At 36.8% G+C, this 14,521-nt stretch carries 10 protein-coding genes; 2 read left to right on the forward strand and 8 right to left on the reverse strand.

Going from position 1 to position 14,521, the window contains the following annotated elements; genetic code table 11:
* Positions 1–51 precede the first annotated feature (51 nt).
* The 8 genes from ACL9RH_RS16415 to ACL9RH_RS16450 all read right to left on the reverse strand — a co-directional run bounded on the left by ACL9RH_RS16415 (position 52) and on the right by ACL9RH_RS16450 (position 9,709).
* A complete protein-coding gene (locus ACL9RH_RS16415; protein ID WP_422694443.1) occupies positions 52–2,187 on the reverse strand; it encodes a T9SS type B sorting domain-containing protein in 2,136 nt (711 codons plus the stop codon).
* A 108-nt stretch (positions 2,188–2,295) separates the two neighbouring features.
* Complete coding sequence (locus ACL9RH_RS16420; protein WP_422694444.1) at positions 2,296–4,410, reverse strand: T9SS type B sorting domain-containing protein; 2,115 nt, start codon at positions 4,408–4,410, stop codon at positions 2,296–2,298.
* Between the two features lie 30 nt (positions 4,411–4,440).
* Positions 4,441–5,049, reverse strand: a complete 609-nt coding sequence (locus ACL9RH_RS16425) for a hypothetical protein (RefSeq protein ID WP_422694445.1) — start codon at positions 5,047–5,049, stop codon at positions 4,441–4,443.
* 385 nt (positions 5,050–5,434) lie between these two features.
* Entirely contained in the window at positions 5,435–6,670 is a 1,236-nt protein-coding gene (locus ACL9RH_RS16430; RefSeq protein WP_422694446.1) for an MFS transporter, read from the reverse strand.
* 92 nt (positions 6,671–6,762) lie between these two features.
* The gene (locus tag ACL9RH_RS16435; protein ID WP_422694447.1) at positions 6,763–7,125 is read right to left on the reverse strand and encodes a hypothetical protein; all 363 of its coding nucleotides are present in this window, start codon (positions 7,123–7,125) and stop codon (positions 6,763–6,765) included.
* Between the two features lie 69 nt (positions 7,126–7,194).
* Positions 7,195–8,694 (reverse strand): GH3 auxin-responsive promoter family protein, encoded by a 1,500-nt coding sequence (locus ACL9RH_RS16440; RefSeq protein ID WP_422694448.1) that lies wholly within the window; start codon positions 8,692–8,694, stop codon positions 7,195–7,197.
* 134 nt (positions 8,695–8,828) lie between these two features.
* Positions 8,829–9,131 carry a hypothetical protein gene (locus ACL9RH_RS16445; protein WP_422694449.1) on the reverse strand — a complete coding sequence of 101 codons (303 nt, stop codon included), beginning with the start codon at positions 9,129–9,131 and terminating at the stop codon, positions 8,829–8,831.
* Between the two features lie 182 nt (positions 9,132–9,313).
* Entirely contained in the window at positions 9,314–9,709 is a 396-nt protein-coding gene (locus tag ACL9RH_RS16450; protein ID WP_422694450.1) for a hypothetical protein, read from the reverse strand.
* Between the two features lie 250 nt (positions 9,710–9,959).
* On the opposite strand from ACL9RH_RS16450, the gene mfd reads away from it, so the two are divergent.
* Positions 9,960–13,328, forward strand: a complete 3,369-nt coding sequence (mfd, locus tag ACL9RH_RS16455) for a transcription-repair coupling factor (protein ID WP_422694451.1) — start codon at positions 9,960–9,962, stop codon at positions 13,326–13,328.
* Between the two features lie 369 nt (positions 13,329–13,697).
* Positions 13,698–14,516, forward strand: a complete 819-nt coding sequence (locus tag ACL9RH_RS16460; protein WP_422694452.1) for a hypothetical protein — start codon at positions 13,698–13,700, stop codon at positions 14,514–14,516.
* Positions 14,517–14,521 lie beyond the last annotated feature (5 nt).

A 14,521-nucleotide genomic window follows, 5' to 3' on the forward strand; every position in this document is an offset into this window, starting at 1 on the left:
ATAAAAAAATCACCTCGGTCTGAGGTGATTTTTAAAATATGAAGTTAAAACTTAGTTTTTATTTTTTACCAATACCCATCCTGAGTATTTAGTTTCGGTACTGTTTTTATTGTTTTCGTTCCATGAAATCGTGTACCAGTAAGTTCCTGTTGGAATTCTCTTACCGAAGGCAGTTCCGTCCCATGTGAAGTTTCTCATTTGATTCGCTTCGTGAAGTTTGTTACCGTATCTGTCATATACAATGAAGACAAGGTTTTTCTTATAAGCTAATGCAGAATAGTCGATTACGTCATTGATGTTATCTCCGTTTGGAGTAATCGCATTGATAAGGTTAGGAACTGTAATTGAAACCTGAACCGGTGTACAGTTATAAGTATCTTTTACATATACCACATTCTCTCCTCTTGGAAGTCCTGTGAAGGTATTAGAATCTTGCCAAGTGATACCGTCAATTGAATATTTGTATGGAGGAACTCCACCTGTAACTTTAATCGCGATATTATTGTTTGTGATTTCAATTCCTGAAACAACTGGTTGAGCTGTCGGTTTTACACGTACTTCCTGAAGAGTGAAACATTTTCCAGTCTGAAGTTTTACCCAATATACTCCAACGCTCACGTTGTTGATGGCTTGTGTTGTAGCTCCAGTACTCCATTCGTAGCTGTCAAATCCAGGACCTGCGTCTAGGGTTGTTTTACCTTCCGGACAGATTATCTTGTCTTTCAGCACTGCAGATTGTATAGGAGGCAATACCTTCAATACAATTTTAGAAATAGCATAACACTGCTTGTCATTATCTACTCTTACGTATACTGTAGTCGTTGCTGTAAGGTAGTTTAATGGTGTTGTAATTGTATTAGTTTGAGCCAATGCATCCGCAACTGTTTTGTAGTATTTTACAATCATTCCTGTTGGCAACGGTACTGGTAGTCCAATTGTGGCTTTGGAAAGGTCAAAGGTTGAACGGGTAACATCGTCTTCAATATAACAGTTTTCAAGTGTCGCATCTTTGATAACAACAACAGGATTGAATAGCAGTTTGATTGTTGTTGTTGCAATACATCCAAAAGAAGAAACCACTTTTACGTATATCGTTGTTTCTGGTGAAACATAGTTTGTAGGATTAACAATTTCATTAATTCCTGCATTCATGTCTGCTATAGAAGTATAATATTTAATGGTTGCTCCTGTGCCTCCAAAAACATTTGCTGAAGTCAGATCATATTGTGCAGTTCCGGCTCCGTTATTATTACAAGAATATAAAGTAGCGGAATTAGCTGTAATACTTGCGTTGACAAATTTAAACTTGCCGGTAATAAAACATCCGTTGATAGGGTTGTTCGGGTTAGTGGGGTCTCGGTATACAATTCTGTAAAAATATATTGTAGTACCATCTACTAAAGCTGTTGTAAGTGCATTTTCCCCTGTAAGAGCGTCATTTACCGTTTTGTGGTAGCTTACGCTGAAGTCAGGGCTGTTTCCATTGATAATTGCAGCGCTCAAAGTACTGAAATCAAATTGAGTAGGAAGTCCACAAACCATTACTTTACTAGGCTCGTTGGTGTCGGTAGACTGAATTCCTGGAGGAATAAATGGATTAGGAGCAAGCACAGGATTGTTGAATGCAGAACTTAAACTTGCAGTACCTGTCCATTCCATAGAGAACCCATTAACAGATCTACTGAAGTTATCGATAACCAAGTAATAAGTTTGACCTGCTAATACATTCATGTAAGGACTCCATTTACCATTATTCATATTGGCTGTGTTGGGAGGAAATACTGCAGGTGGAGCCAGCGTAAGGTCAAGACCTGTATCTCCCGGAGTACCACTATAGTTACATCTTATTGGCTGTACAAAGACATGGGCTGCGTTCTGTAAAGAATTACAACCGTCTGTTGTTGGACCGTAGACTGCAAAATCGTAATCATCTCCCTGGTTATTAGGTTTTATGGTAAATGCAAGTGTACCGGGTGTGGATACAGTAAAAGTGTACCAAACGGTATATCTCTCATTGGTACTAAGACATCCCCCATTTTGGTTAAGAATTTCTATGATATTCCCTGGGCCTGAAGGGGTGTAAGAAATGTCAGAATTACCACAGATGGGAATTGCTGAGATACAATCTGACTGCGAATAGACCACTTGTGTTATCAATAAAATAAAAAGAAGTAGTATTTTTTTCATTGTTTAAACGATTTTTGTGAAACAAATTTTGAAGAAAAATAAATTTTTTATCATTATTTGATGTTACATAAAAAGCCACCGAAGCGGCTTTTTATGGATATCAATAGGTTATTCTCTGTTTTTTACAACAATCCATCCTGAGAATTTGAAAGGAGTGTTCTTTTTGTTGTTTTCATTCCATGATACAGAATACCAATAGGTACCTGTAGATATTTTTTTCCCTGCAATAGTACCGTCCCACTTGTATCCATTGGTTTTATCACCTTGGTGGATCTTTGTTCCATATCTGTCAAAGATACTTAAAACAAGGTTTTGTTTACCCGCTAATGCAGAATAGTCTACTACATCATTTACTCCATCACCATTTGGCGTGATCAGGTTTACCAGATTAGGAACGACTACTGTAACTTCGATAGGGTCGCAGTCATAAGCATCTTTCACGTATACTGTATAAGTCCCTCTTGCAATATTAGTGAATGTATTGGAATTCTGCCACAATATTTTATCCATAGAATATTGGTAGTCTGGAGTTCCTCCTATAACATTTACGGTAAGAGTTGTGTTGGATACGTCAATACCATTTACCACAGGTTGCTCAGAAGGATATATTGTTACCTTTTGAGTGGCAACGCAATCTCCTGTTTTCAGTTTCACCCAGTAAGTTCCTACGCCTACCTTTGAAATAGATTGAGTTGTAGCTCCGGTGCTCCATTCGTAGCTTTTGAAACCAGGCCCTGCATCTAAAGTGGTAGTATCTTCCATACAGATAATTTTATCTTTCAATACACTTGACGTTACAGGGGCAATTACTGTTAAAGTAATTTTTGCAATCGTATAACATCCACGTGCATCAGATACTCTTACATATACAAATCCGCTTGGGGCAATATACGCATTGAAATTTAAAATTTCGTTGGTAGCATCAATAGCATCTGTTAAAGATGGGAAATATCTTTTAGTTGTAGTGGCTGTTGGGCTCGTTACAGAAGCATTTCCAAGGTTAAATAAAGCGGTAGAAGGATTAGATTCTATAAAACATGATCTTATAGAAGCATCTGTAGCTGTAACCAAAGGATAAAATTTCAGTGTAATTTCAGCTGTAGCAGTACATCCGAACTCATTAGTCGCCTTTACAAAAACAGATCCTTCTGCCGAAACATACATATAAGGGTTTGTAATTTCATTTGTTCCGTGAGTAAGATCATACATTGATGGATAATACTGCAAAACATGAACAGGAAGTGCTCCAACAGTAGCTGTTGACAAATCATATAAAGCTGTACCCGAGCCGTTGTTGCTACATGAAGTAAGCGAGGCAGGGTTAAGGGTAAACGATTTATCAAGGAATTTGATCTGCCCATACTCTCTACACTGGTTTAGGAAGCTTGTAGGGCTATTAGGATCAACGTAGCTGATTGCATAAGTATATGTATTGGCTACATTGATGTTGGTAGGGGCTGTAATTGGGTTGATATCATCAACAGCATCAGTCGCAGACGCATAATATTTTACAATGAAGTTAGGGTTTGCATTGATGATTTGAGTTGAAAGCGTTGCAAAATCATAGTTCACAATAGCTCCACACACCGGAATCTCTCCATTTTGAGTTGGTCCTGGCTCTATAAATGGATTAGGCTGATAAGTGTGAGTAGAATTATGATCAAAAGGAGTAAGCAATTTAGCCGTTCCTCCAAAAGTTAAAGTGAACGGTGCAATCTGTGTAGAATAGTTGTTTAAAAGTAAATGATATATCTGTCCCGGAAGTACATCGATGTATTTTACAAAACCGTCTCCACCACCACCTTCGCTAAGGTCAGTAGAAGTCATGTTAAGACCAGTAGGATTTACAATCGTTGAGTTGATTCCAGCATATGAACAACGCAATGGATCAGCTTTTAAATTCGAACAATTATGGTTGGGACCAAATAATGCAAAGTCATAATCAATACCGGTAGCATTCGGTCCGGTAGGAGTAACTACAAAAGTTAAAGTTCCTGCTGTTTCGATAGTGAAAGTAAGCCATATAGAGTTACTCTCTCCTTGAGTAGTAGAACCTGTAGAAGGCGTAAGGCAACCCACTTCACCTTCGTGAACATTACCCCAGCCGTTAGGGGTACGAGTGATGGCTGCATCACTACATATTGGGATAGCAGTTACACAATCCTGTTGTGCAAGAGCCATTTGTGCTATGAAAAATAGAAAAAGAAGTATATATTTTTTCATTTTGATCACTTTAAATTAAAAACCTATTGGCTATTTAGACGATGGTAATAATTGCTTTCCCCATGTCGGAGTTGCTGTACCTGAATTCTGACCTTGCAGTTCGTTGGAGGCCTTTTGGAATAAAAGGTCCGCGGCTGCTTTATCTCCTGTCTTTTCTTTCAATCTTGCTTTCAAAATAGCAAGTCTTGGATTGTTTGGAGATCCTGCTTCTGCTTTTGTAATACTTTGGGAAATAACATCCATATCCTGCTGAAGATTAGGAGTATCATTCAACTGTATTTTTTGAAAATGAAGAAGTCCGATTAAAGTGTTAATCTCAGCGTTATCTCGTTGAGAAGTCCATATTCCTGTTGCTATTTTTCTGGCAAGTGCATTCGTTTCAATAAGGTTCTGCCCAGGAGAAGTTTTTAGCAGTAATTCATTTTTAAGATACAAAGCAACAGCAGCGTAGTAATTTGCCGACCATTTTTCAGAAGTTTTAGAGCCTGAAAATTTAGTGAAAAGATTATCGTAATCGTTCGCTGTTTTTGAACTGTTGAGCTGTGAAACAGCCTGTGTGAGAGCTTTGTCAGTAAAGCTCTGAGCGTTGGCCCAACAGCTTATTATGCAAAAGCTTAGAATTAATAAAAGTTTATTCATAGAAGGGGATTTTTTATAAAGCAAATATAAAAAATTATTAAAGTTAAATTGAAGGTTTTGTCATATATTTAATAAAATAAAGACATTGTTGCCTAAATTTCCAATCTTTCTGACTTGGAGTTTGTATCTGTTAAATTTTCAAATTGTAGGTTGTAATATGATTTTTAATGCAGATTTTGAATTAAATAAGAAAAAAAGACTGTTTTTGCTCAGAATGAAAATAAGATGTCAGATTGAAGATGTTGACTTATAATGAGTTTTGTAGACGGAAATGATTTTAGGTTCAGAAAAAACCGATGATTTATTCAATAAAAAAAAGACCTCTTAATGCAATTAAGAGGTCTTTTTTCAGTCAAAAACTGACTTATAAGAACTATTTTAGCTATTAATATTGCATTTTTCTCAATTTCGGGTTGGTTGCTGCCACGGTTAAAGCAACCAAAACAGTCATACAGCCTCCAAATATTACAGAGCGTACAACGCCAAGTGCTTTCGCCATAAGTCCACTTTCAAACTGTCCCATTTCATTACTAGACATAATGAAGATTGAATTGACACTCAATACTCGCCCTCTGATGTGATCCGGAGTTTTTAACTGTACAATGGTTCCTCTGATCACTACAGAAATACCATCCAGCATTCCACTCATCACAAGGAACATAAAAGAAAGCCAGTATAATTTGGATAGACCAAATCCTATGATACAAAGACCAAATCCTGTAACAACAGCAAGAAGCACTTTACCCTGGTTTTTTCTAAGCGGAACAATAGAAAGAATAGTGATGATACACATGGAACCTATATCGGAAGCTGCGTTCAGTAAACCAAAACCTTCAGCTCCGGATTTTAAAATGTCCGTTGCAAACACTGGAATCATCGCCACTGCACCTCCGAAAAGTACTGCAAACATATCAAGACATAGAGCTCCCAGAATTTCTTTAGTTTTAAAAATATAGGAAATTCCTTCACGCATACTATCTACAACATTCACCGTTTCCTTTTTGTATTCAGAATGTTGTTTGTTCAGCTGCCAGAAAAATAAAGAAGCAACAAATATCAGACAAAGAATCACAACAAGGGTCCATTTTACACTGAAGAAGCCGATAAGAAGACCGCCAATAGCATGTCCGCAAACGGAAGAGATCAGGAAAGTGGCTTGGTTGAGAGTAACTGCATTCGGAAGATTCTCTTTCTTTACAATTCTAGGAATCATAGAAGGAACGATGGGCCCAATAAAAGCTCTTGCAATTCCTGTGAAAAAGATCACTCCATAAATAAAGTAGGTAATCTGATGTCCTGTAAAGTGCATTTCTACATTTAGGAAGGCCGGAATAAGAAGAAGTCCGATAAGGAATATATAAGCATAGTTACAAATAAGAAGTAACCTCTTTTTTTCATTCATGTCAATAACGTGACCAGCATACAAGGCACAGCTTACAGCAGGAATAACCTCTGAAAGGCCTATCAGACCTATTGAAAAAGGATCTTTTGTTAACTGATATACCCACCATCCTAGTAGCGTGGCCAGCATTCTGAAAGCTAAAACTATAAAAAATCTCCCGGTGAGAAGATTTCTGAACTCAACATTTTGTAAGGTTTGTAACGGGGTAAAGGAAATCATGAGCAAAAATAGCCCTAAAAATTTATTTAAGGCTATTCATATGTTGATTTTTAAAAGATATATTAAATATGTTCCGAAAGATAAAATCTATTTTAGTCTGCTCTTGTAGAACTCAGAACAATAGCCGCAACACCTGCTGCTCCAATGATGGTAGCTCCCGCGGCAATTCTTGCTTTTCTTCTGTCTTTCACTGCAGCTACTTTAGATTTAGGAATAATTACTTCTGTACTGTCTTTTTTGCCGGCTGTACCTACAATATTATCCCCAACAATGTTTCTGAAAAGTATTTTCTGTTGAGGAGAACCATCTCTCATGGTAACCTTATATACTTTCCCTGCTTCCAGGTTAGAATAGTTGTTTTTTGAAATATCCTCGCTGTATTTTGTAGTAGCACAAGATGTAATGACAAATAAAGATGTTAATAAAGACGATTTCAACAGTACAGATGCTTTCATTATTTTCGTTTAGTTTTTCAAATTTATAATTTTTTTCGAATATACGTTTTTGGAATTGAAAAAATATGATTAAAGTTTGTAAATTTCTAAGAGATCGGCAACTTTTCTGTCATTTGCCAATCTTGGTGTCTTGTTTTGGCCTCCCAATTTTCCCTGAGATTTTGCATATTCGTGGAAGGCATTCTTTTTCAATCCCGTAATATGGAGTTTCTGAAGAATATTGCCGGAGATAAGATCATCATAATAGGTGTTTCTAGCCCTAAGTTGGTCATCCAGCTCGTTTGTGAAGAGCTCCAGGCTTTCCGGTTCTTTTTCAAACTCAATCAGCCATTCATGATAGGGAAGTCCCTCTGTCGGATTTACCTGCGGAGCAAGATGGAATTCTGTAATCTGTGCCGGATATTTCTCAAGAGTGGCTTTCATGGCTTCTTCCACCTCGAAAGCAATTACGTGCTCTCCAAAAGCAGAAGTAAAATGCTTCGTTCTTCCACTTACCAGAACCCTGTAAGGATTTTTATTGATGAATCTTACAACATCACCGATAGAATAGGCCCATAAACCTGAATTGGTGGTCAGGATCAATGCATAATCTTTGTTCAGTTCAATGTCTTTTAAAGTTAACCTTCTCGCATCAGGCTTACCATATTCTTCCAGCGGAATAAATTCATAGAAAATCCCATGATTGGTCAATAATAGTAGTCCTTCTTTGGTATAATCGTCCTGAAAGGCAAAAAAACCTTCAGAAGCAGGAAATGTTTGTATGATATCTACCGTGCCACCCAACAGATCTTCCATTTTGTCTCGGTATGGCTCATAATTGACACCTCCTGTTACAATAAGTTGGAGATTAGGAAAAAGCTGTTTGATCTTTTTACCATGTTTTTCCGTCAGTTTTTCAAAATACATGATAAGCCATGGTGGAATTCCGGAAATAAGAGTCATGTTTTCTTTTTCCGTTTCTTCGATGATTTTATCTACTTTGGCTTCCCAATCTTCCATGATGTTGGTTTCCCAGCTTGGAAGCCGGTTTTTTTGAAGGTAATTTGGAATGTGATGCGCCACAATACCGGATAATCTTCCTGTTTTTATCCCAAAAACTTCTTCCAGTTCGGGACTTCCCTGAAGAAAGATCATTTTTCCGTTGACAAAATCAGCATTTCCTTTCTTGCTGATATAATGAAAAAGAGCACTCTGAGCACCTGCGATTTGAAAAGGCATTCCTTCCTTAGAAATCGGAATGTATTTAGACCCGGAAGTTGTTCCTGAAGTTTTTGCAAAATATTCAGGAGTTTCTGTCCAGAGAATATTAGCCTGTCCTTTTTTTACTCTTTCAATATAAGGTTTAAGATCTTCATAGTCAGCGATGGGAACTCTCTCCTGAAATTCTTTTACAGAATGAATATTTTCAAAATCATGCTCCCGCCCAAAAAGTGTTTTCTGAGCTGTTCCAACAAGTGACAATAGCAGATCTTCCTGGTTCTTTTCTGCATTTTTTTTGAATTCCTCCGCTTTTTGAACATGTTTCTTTGCCCAAATAAGTGCCGCATTTTTCTTGAAGAAGTTTAACATGGTCCAAATTTATAAATAAGTAGAGAATCTGGAATCATTTTTTATAAAGCTTCACATAAAAAAACCGATGAAACAAGTTCATCGGCTTATCGAAATTTGATTATGAAAATAACAACTATATGTTAATGTTGTGCTTATTTGTTTTCTTTATACCTTTTGTCCGGAGTACCATCTTTTTTCAGATGCTTGTTGTCTTTGTATCTTTTATCCGGAGTACCGTCTTTTTTCATTTTGGCAGCTGGCTGAGCCGGTTTTACTTCAGCTGGTTTTGCTGCCTTAGTGGCGGCTGGTTTTGCTGCTTTTACTTCTGCCGGCTTAGTAGCTTTTACTGTTTTTGCCGTTGGGTGTGGTGTAGAAGTTGTAGCGGGAGCAGTCTGCTGAGCAGTTGCAAGTCCTAATCCTAAGACTAATGACATTGCAGATAATAATTTTTTCATAGGGATTATATTGTTTGTTTTTGTTGAATAAAGATATGCAAAAAGCAGGCTAGAAAATAAGTGAATGTAAACTTTACGAAAGTTTATTACAGATTAAAAAAAAATTAAAGGTACTGTAAGGCAATAAAAAAGCCTGTTCCAGAAATTGAAAACAGGCTTTCTTATGATATGAATTAGAATGTTTATCGCGTACAGTTGGCGGTCCAGGTTTTGCCGTCTTTTATATACAGAATTTTTAATTCGTTATTATCAATTCTTATATAAGAGGTTCCATTTGAACCAATCATTACAAGTGTATGATCTCCTTTCTGCTCAAATTCAACTCCGTTGAGATCGGGAATTCCATTTGAAAAACCGAAATTGTATTTGGTGCCACTTGCAATCTTAGTTACAAATACACTTCCGTTATCGGTACTTATCGTAGTAGATCCTCCATCTTTATAAGAAATACTCCCTTTGTAGGTTCCTGCAAAGAAATCATTATTGGTAGGATCATCATCTCTGCTGCATGACGAAATAAAAAATGCTGTAAAAAACAGAAGCATAAGCACTCCTGAGATTTTAATTGTCTTTTTCATAATATTATATTTTGATGTTGGTAATCTTGGGAATCCCAAACATTATGCCGAGCGGAGAGAATTGATTTTTTTTAACAGGTTATTAGATAAATTAATGAAATATTAAGAAATTCTATACTAAGTCCTTCATTCTAAAGCGTAAAGTCTCCCACTTTTTTAGACTAAGAAAAAAATATCCGTACCTTTGTAAAGCATGAACGGTTTCGGAAAACTCCCGAAATCGATTTCGTTGTTTATACCATCACTATCTATGCAGTTAAAATCCATCAAGGAAAAGTTTCTTCCAGATCTGTTGCAGAAAGAATTCGGAAAAGAAATTTTTACACAGTTAGAAAACAATCAGCATATTGCTGTAAAGGGAAGTGCCGGATCGGCGGTTTCTATTTTTGTGGCTGAACTTTTTTTGGTTCAGAAGAAGAATATTCTTTATCTCGTAGATGATAAGGAAGATGCTTTGTATGCCAATACCGAAATGGAAGACCTGCTTGGAAAAGAAAAAGTACTGTATTTTCCCGCTACTCATATGGAACCCTATCAGGTTGAAAAAACGCAGAATGCTAATCTGGTACTGCGCACAGAAGTGTTGAATAAAATCAATTCCGGACGTTCTCCCAAAGTTATTGTAGCCTATGCAGGTGCTTTATCGGAAAAAGTATTGAAGAAAGAAGATTTCAAAGCCATTTCCCATCATATAAAAGTAGGAGATCAGCTTGATTTTGACTTTGTGGATGAATTACTTACTCATTATCATTTTCAACAGGCTGATTTCGTTTCAGAACCTGGAGAGTTTTCTGTGAGAGGAGGAATTGTAGACGTATTTTCTTATTCCTACGAAAAACCTTACAGGATTACTTTCTTTGGGAATGAAGTGGAAAGTATTAAAACCTTCGATATAGAAACACAGCTTTCCGTAGAAAAGGTAAAAGAATTTCAATTGGTTTCCAACATGAATTTTTCTGTGACAGGAACCAGAGTTTCATTATTGCAATTATTACCGAAAGAAAGCTACGTAGTTTCCAAAAACGGAATGGTAGGAATGCAGAAGATCAGAACATTCTATGAGAAGTCGCTGGAAAAGTATGATACTTTAAGCAAAGATATTGCTCATAAAAGACCTCAGGAACTTTTTATCTCCGATCAGGAGTTTCTGTTTGATTATAAGAAATTCAAAACCATTGATTTCGGTGGAGTAGTGATCGAAGGATTGAAAGAAATTACCGAAATAAAGTTAGAGCAAATTCCACAGCCCTCTTTCCATAAAAATTTTGAATTGCTGATAGAAGATATCGAGGAAAAACAAAAAGACGGATTTGAAACCTGGATTTCTTTTTCAACAGAGAAGCAGAAAGAAAGACTGGAATCTATCTTTGAAGAGCTGGAGCATGAACTTCCTTTTAAAAGTTTTAAATCTGAACTGCATGAGGGATTTGTAGACCATGGCCACAAATTGCTTATGTATACAGATCACCAGATCTTCGACCGTTATCAAAGGTACAAAGCAAAAAATACTTTTGCAAAATCAGAGCAGCTTACCCTGAAAGATCTGATGTCCTTGAAAATTGGGGACTACATTGCTCACATAGACCACGGGATTGGAAAATTTATGGGTCTTGTAAAGGTTAATAACGACGGTAAAATCCAGGAATGTTTTAAGCTTACCTATAAAAATGGGGACTTGTTGTACGTGAGTATTCATTCACTTCATAAAATATCGAAATATAACGGGCCGGATGGCAGAGAGATTGTTTTGAGTAAGCTGGGATCTCCAACCTGGAAATCATTAAAACAAAAAACAAAGGCTAAGGTAAAACAAATTGCTTTCGACCTTATCAGGTTGTATGCGCAAAGAAAAACGGCAAAAGGGTTTGCTTTTACGCCCGATTCTTATCTGCAGAATGAGCTTGAAGCAAGCTTTATTTATGAAGATACTCCAGACCAGGAAAAGGCAACTTTCGATGTGAAAAAAGATATGGAAGCCGATACGGTGATGGATCGATTGGTTTGTGGAGATGTAGGTTTTGGTAAAACAGAAGTTGCCATTCGTGCTGCTTTTAAAGCGGCAACAGATGGAAAACAGGTTGCTTTATTGGTGCCGACAACCATTTTAGCATTCCAGCATTATAGAAGCTTTAAAGAAAGACTTAAAGATTTTCCTGTGAATGTTTCCTATGTCAATCGTTTTAGAACAGCTAAACAGAAATCCGAAACTTTAGAAGATCTGAAGAACGGAAAAGTAGATATTATAATAGGAACCCATCAGTTGGTCAGCAGTTCTGTTAAGTTTAAAGATCTTGGTTTGTTGATTATTGATGAAGAACACAAATTTGGAGTTTCTGTAAAAGATAAATTGAAGACTTTAAAAAATAATGTAGATACGCTCACATTAACGGCTACTCCAATTCCAAGAACATTGCAGTTCTCATTGATGGCGGCCAGAGATTTATCTGTTATAAAAACACCACCGCCAAACAGACAGCCGGTAGATACACAGTTGATAGGATTTAATGAAGAAACACTTCGTGATGCTGTTTCTTACGAACTTCAAAGAGACGGTCAGGTATACTTTATTAATAATAGAATAGAGAACCTTAAAGATATTGCAGGGCTTATTCAGAGACTGGTTCCGGATGCAAGAGTAATTACTGGGCACGGCCAAATGGAAGGCAAGCAGTTGGAGAAAAACGTTCTTGACTTTATGGACGGTAAGTATGACGTTTTGGTTTCCACTACCATTGTAGAAAGTGGTGTGGATGTTCCAAATGCGAATACAATTTTCATCAACGATGCTCAAAGATTTGGAATGGCAGATCTTCACCAGATGCGTGGAAGAGTAGGACGAAGCAACAGAAAAGCCTTCTGTTACCTGATTACGTCACCGTATGACATGATGACTTCGGATGCAAGAAAACGTCTGGAAGCGATTGAACAGTTTTCTGATCTGGGAAGCGGATTCCAGATTGCAATGAAAGATTTGGAGATTCGTGGAGCAGGTGACTTGTTAGGAGCAGAGCAAAGCGGATTTATTAATGAGATGGGATTTGAAACCTATCAGAAATTGATGCAGGAAGCTCTTGAAGAATTAAAAGATGACGTTGAGTTTGAAAATCTGTTCGAAAATGAAGAAGACAGACAGAAGCTTTTCAAATCTGTGAAAGATGTAAATATTGATACAGACTTAGAACTGATGCTGCCCGATTCATATATCTCCAATACAGAAGAAAGACTCTTACTATATCAGAAAATTGCAGAAATTAATAATGAAGCAGATCTTCATCAGTTTGAACTTGAACTTATCGACCGTTTCGGAGCTTTACCTAAAGAAGCTGTGAATCTTTTGAAGAGCGTTTCCCTGAAGTGGCTTGCAGCAGATATCGGTTTTGAAAAGATCGTAATGAAAAACGGTGTGTTTTTAGGGTATTTTCCAGGTAATCCTCAGGACAAATTCTATCAGACAGACCGATTCAGGCATATCATTAACTATCTTACCAGAAATCCTGCAGAAGCCCAACTTAAAGAAAAGTCCGGCAAAGAAGGTAACCAGCTTATGATGAGAAAAGAAAGGGTGAAAAATGTAGATGAGGTGAATATGCTTCTAAAAGCCATTATTGAACATAATTAACGTTTGTTTTAATAGGAAATAAAATTTTTCGTAAAATCAGGAAAAACATATAAAATTTTAAGTTTTTATATGTTTTTTTATGATTGTTATCAGCTTTTTGTCTTGTAATATTCCTTTTTAAGGGAATTAAAGCCCTTTTTAAGTCCCTAAACTCACTTTTTATTGATTAAAATTAATCCGTAATGTTCGACACAGTAAGGGTTTGGAACGTTGTATATTTTTTTATGAACAGAAAAAGTGGAGTTATGTCGAAATAATTCTACTTTTATGTGTGATTAATTCTATCCTCTAATGCGTTTATTTCTATAGTATTATGAATATATAACTGGAATTTTGTGGACTTCAATTTGTACCTTTGCAGTCCTCATTATGAAAAAAACTATATATTGCAGCGTTATTGGACTTTTGTCCTTCAATCTTAACGCTCAGGTGGGAATCGGGACTCCCAAACCAAAGTCTAGTCTCGACGTAAATGGTAAAACTACCTTACGAAAAGAGCTTAGAGTAGGCGGAACTTCAACTCAGGTTGGAAGCGCCGGATTGAACGGTCAGGTTTTAGTTTCTCAAGGAGAAGGACTGCCACCTGTCTGGAAAACTTTGAATGTTTCCTTTATAGAAGAGGGACAGTATAAATTAATTAATTCATATTTGTCTTCAGATCAAACAGGTATCACGAATCTTCCTGATGCCACTTCCACTGACATTGTTTACAAAAACAGTGTTGGCGACAATATCACAGATGTTTCGAAAGGTAAATGGGTAAAGATTTCTAATCTTGAAACCAATTTTACAATCAAAAACGCAAAAAACAGGCTTACTTATCAGTTTCAGACAGGAGTAGAAATAAAAGCTTCTGCAACAGCAACACCTGAAAGCGTAAGGTTTACCTGCGGGGTTTTTAGAAACGGTTTACTGGTAGCAGTACGTCCTGATAGAATTGCATCTAACAATAACTCCGGGAAGCTGGGGCTTTTAGATTATATTTTCACCCTGAATTATACAGAACAGAATGTTCCTGTGGGTCCTCACAAAGTGGAGATTGCCTGCAGAAAAATTGATACTTCCAATACCAACGCACAATTTGCAATAGGACGTAATGTAGAAGGATCGAATGGAGTTTCCAATGCATTCACGCTGGAATCTGACATGAAGGTAGACGTTATTGAATTTGTGACTTATAAAAATTAATCAAA

The organism is Chryseobacterium sp. Mn2064 (assembly GCF_049319685.1).
Lineage (GTDB): Bacteria > Bacteroidota > Bacteroidia > Flavobacteriales > Weeksellaceae > Chryseobacterium.

Coding starts and splice junctions, on each gene's coding strand:
- ACL9RH_RS16420 (WP_422694444.1), bottom strand. CDS start 4,410: ATGAAAAAATATATACTTCTTTTTCTATTTTTCATAGCACAAATGGCT.
- ACL9RH_RS16415 (WP_422694443.1), bottom strand. CDS start 2,187: ATGAAAAAAATACTACTTCTTTTTATTTTATTGATAACACAAGTGGTC.
- ACL9RH_RS16460 (WP_422694452.1), top strand. CDS start 13,698: ATGAAAAAAACTATATATTGCAGCGTTATTGGACTTTTGTCCTTCAAT.
- ACL9RH_RS16435 (WP_422694447.1), bottom strand. CDS start 7,125: ATGAAAGCATCTGTACTGTTGAAATCGTCTTTATTAACATCTTTATTT.
- ACL9RH_RS16430 (WP_422694446.1), bottom strand. CDS start 6,670: ATGATTTCCTTTACCCCGTTACAAACCTTACAAAATGTTGAGTTCAGA.
- ACL9RH_RS16440 (WP_422694448.1), bottom strand. CDS start 8,694: ATGTTAAACTTCTTCAAGAAAAATGCGGCACTTATTTGGGCAAAGAAA.
- mfd (WP_422694451.1), top strand. CDS start 9,960: ATGCAGTTAAAATCCATCAAGGAAAAGTTTCTTCCAGATCTGTTGCAG.
- ACL9RH_RS16450 (WP_422694450.1), bottom strand. CDS start 9,709: ATGAAAAAGACAATTAAAATCTCAGGAGTGCTTATGCTTCTGTTTTTT.
- ACL9RH_RS16445 (WP_422694449.1), bottom strand. CDS start 9,131: ATGAAAAAATTATTATCTGCAATGTCATTAGTCTTAGGATTAGGACTT.
- ACL9RH_RS16425 (WP_422694445.1), bottom strand. CDS start 5,049: ATGAATAAACTTTTATTAATTCTAAGCTTTTGCATAATAAGCTGTTGG.